At 73.8% G+C, this 2,709-nt stretch carries 4 protein-coding genes; 3 read left to right on the top strand and 1 reads right to left on the bottom strand.

The window, feature by feature from the left end:
* The 3 genes from ACFW2E_RS44820 to ACFW2E_RS44810 form a co-directional block, all read left to right on the top strand.
* A partial coding sequence (locus tag ACFW2E_RS44820; protein ID WP_384477359.1) for a LuxR C-terminal-related transcriptional regulator occupies window positions 1-823 on the top strand: 823 nt, incomplete at its 5' end.
* A 362-nt stretch (window positions 824-1,185) separates the two neighbouring features.
* On the top strand, window positions 1,186-1,704 hold the full coding sequence (locus ACFW2E_RS44815; protein WP_384477356.1) for a hypothetical protein: 519 nt from the start codon (window positions 1,186-1,188) through the stop codon (window positions 1,702-1,704).
* 140 nt (window positions 1,705-1,844) lie between these two features.
* Window positions 1,845-2,051, top strand: coding sequence for a hypothetical protein (locus ACFW2E_RS44810; RefSeq protein ID WP_384477353.1), 207 nt, complete (start codon window positions 1,845-1,847; stop codon window positions 2,049-2,051).
* A gap of 3 nt (window positions 2,052-2,054) precedes the next feature.
* On the opposite strand, the gene ACFW2E_RS44805 is transcribed toward ACFW2E_RS44810, so the two are convergent.
* On the bottom strand, window positions 2,055-2,639 hold the full coding sequence (locus ACFW2E_RS44805) for a potassium channel family protein (RefSeq protein WP_384477350.1): 585 nt from the start codon (window positions 2,637-2,639) through the stop codon (window positions 2,055-2,057).
* Window positions 2,640-2,709 lie beyond the last annotated feature (70 nt).

The raw sequence follows: 2,709 nt of genomic DNA, 5'->3' as shown, positions 1-2,709 counted from the left end.
GCTGCGACGCTCCGGCTCCCTGCCCGAGCCACTGACCCCCAGTGCCGCGGCGGGCCGGTCCATCGCCACCGCACGACTGCTGCTCGCACGGGGCGACACGCGGGCCGCGGTGGCGGCGGCCGACCCCGCCGTCTCCGCGGACGTTCCCTCCCCGTGGGCGGAGGGCCACACGGCCCTGATCGCCTCCGCCGCGCACCTGACCGAGGGACGGCCGGACAGCGCCGTGGAGGCGCTGGCCCGGGTGCCCTACGACGACCAGCCGGCCTGTGCCGTGGAAGCGGCGCGCGCCCAGCTCGCGGCGGGGCACCGTGCGGCGGCGCTGGAGCTCCTCGACCACCTGTGCACCAAGGGCCGCGCCGGTCCGGCCGTGACCGTCCGGGCCGCGCTGGCCCGCGCCCAGGCCGCCGACGAGGACGGCGACCGCGCCACCGCCCGCAGGCTCGTCGCCCAGGCACTCCTGGAGGCCCGGCGGGAACGGCTGCGGCGCCCCTTCCTCGAAGCCGGACCGCGGGTACGACGGCTGCTGGGCACAGCACCGCTCCAGGGGCTCGCCGCGGGCTGGCTCACCCCCGAGGAGCCACGGCACGACGGACCCGCCGAGGCCGTGGTGGAACCCGCGCCGTTCGTGGTCGAGGAACTGAGCGGACGCGAGCGCGACGTGCTGCAGCGGCTGGCCCAGATGATGTCCACGGAAGAGATCGCCGCCGACCTCTACGTCTCGGTGAACACCGTGAAGACGCATCTCAAGAGCGTGTACCGGAAGCTCGCGGTGAACCGACGGGGTGACGCGGTGCGCAGGGCGCGCGAACTGGGGCTGCTGTGACCGCCCGGCCGGGGGCGGCCCGCCCCGCCCCGCTCGCCCGTGGCGGGTGAGACGGGAAGGCCGGTTCATCGGCTGCCACGGCCGGCGGCCCGGCACGCGCGGCCGCTGCCCGGTGGACCGGCCTCCTGCCCCGACCAGGCACGGACGGGCGGCCGGGAACGCGCGTACGACCCCGGGACGGCGCGGGCCTCGGACGGCGGCCTGGAGCGGGCGTCCCCGCCGACGGTCGCATCAGTCCCGCCAGGGCTCCCTGATCCCATCGGGTCTGCCGGCCGCCGGTGCGGTCCGTCCGCGGCCCCCGGACGCGGGCGAACCGGCCTCCGCCCTCGCCACGACCCCGTGAGATCCCACGGAGACCCATGATGTCCTCGTCCCAAGAGGCGGCCGCCCCGCCGCCCGGCGCGCGGCCCCGGGCCCGCGCCGACTACACCGGAGGCGTCTACGGATCCATGCTCGCCGCCTCCGTGGTGGCGGGCGCGGGCATCCTGGGCTCGTTCCCGCGCGTCGAGCTCGTCGTGCTGCTCCTGCTCACGGGTGTGGCGTTCTGGATCGCGCACGTGCACGCCGAGCTGTTCGGGGAACGGCTGGCGCACAAGGCCCTGGACCGGCGGACGGTCCTGAGCGTGTGCCGTGAGGAGTGGCCGATCGTCAAGGCCGCGGTGCCGCCGGCCGTCGCCGTGGCCGTCAGCGGGCTGCTGGGCCTCGGCGTGCAGGGCGCCATCTGGCTGTCGCTCGCCGTGGCCGTGGCGGGTCAGGTGGGCTGGTCGGTGGCCGCGGCCCGGCGGGCAGGTGCCTCCTGGCGCCAGTCGGCCGCCACCGCAGCGGTCAATCTGGTGCTCGGCCTGGCGATCATCTCCTTCAAGCTCGTCCTGAAGCACTGAGCACCGGACACTCGAGGTGCCCTGGGCCGAAAGCAGGAGGGTCACCTGGACCGGGTGAGGCCGCGGCCCGTCCCGAAGGCGGACGATCGCAGAGGGGGCGTGTCCCCACTGCGCTCGGACAGCCCGCGGGAGAGCAGCTCATGCGGTACGAGATCCGCGTCGAAGGACATATGTCGGAGACGCTGACGAAGGCCTTCCCGGAGCTGGAGCATGTGGCGATGGCCGGTCAGACGCTGCTGTTCGGCCCGGTCGTCGACGAGGACCAGTTCTACGGGCTGCTGGTGCGCTGCCAGTCGCTCGGGCTGCGCGTGGTGGAGATGCGCCGGCTGCCGGACGGGCGGCCGTGACCGCTACGGTCGCGGCTCTCCCTCCGGTGTCTCCGGTGTCCCGTCGCCCTGCCCGGGCGGCGGCTCCCGCCGTCGGCGCAGCCCCCGTTCGATCGCGCTCGTCAGGATCCGCACGGCGAAGCCCGCGAGGAGAAGACCGCAGCAAATCTGGAGCATCACCATCACACGCCCGGGTTCGGAGACGGCGAAAACGTCGCCGTATCCGACGGTGGCGAACGTGGTCAGCGTGAAGTAGAGGGCATCGGTCCTGGTCAGGGGCTCGTTGAAGGACCCGGGGCTGACGCCGTCCAGCACGTAGTACGAACTGGCGAAGAGCACCAGGAACAGCGCCAGCGTGGTGACGAGGGCCTCGATGGCCTTCAGCCGCGGGTGGGGCGAACGCACGATGGCCCAGACCTCCCACGTGAAGACCACGCCCACAGCCACCACCCCGACCATCAGCAGTACCGAGGTCTCGACCGTGGTGCGCTCGCGCAGTGGAATCAGGTAGTAGACCGTGACGAGTGCGGCGGTGATCAGAAAAGTACGGACCACCACCAGCAGCGCCGCCCGCCGCCGACCCGGCGCCGGGCCGTTCATCCGGTGCATCCGGTGTCTCCGCGTTCCATGGCGACGGACACCTCCTCGTTCGGATCGGCCGGAGCCCGGCGGTATGTGC

The sequence above is a fragment of the Streptomyces sp. NPDC058964 genome (assembly GCF_042741275.1).
Classification (GTDB): Bacteria; Actinomycetota; Actinomycetes; order Streptomycetales; family Streptomycetaceae; genus Streptomyces.
This window is presented reverse-complemented; position numbering and strand designations above follow the sequence as displayed.

Bases quoted from the DNA above. Each gene is read 5' to 3' on its own strand.
- ACFW2E_RS44815 (WP_384477356.1), top strand. From the start codon at position 1,186: ATGTCCTCGTCCCAAGAGGCGGCCGCCCCGCCGCCCGGCGCGCGGCCC.
- ACFW2E_RS44810 (WP_384477353.1), top strand. From the start codon at position 1,845: ATGCGGTACGAGATCCGCGTCGAAGGACATATGTCGGAGACGCTGACG.
- ACFW2E_RS44805 (WP_384477350.1), bottom strand. From the start codon at position 2,639: ATGCACCGGATGAACGGCCCGGCGCCGGGTCGGCGGCGGGCGGCGCTG.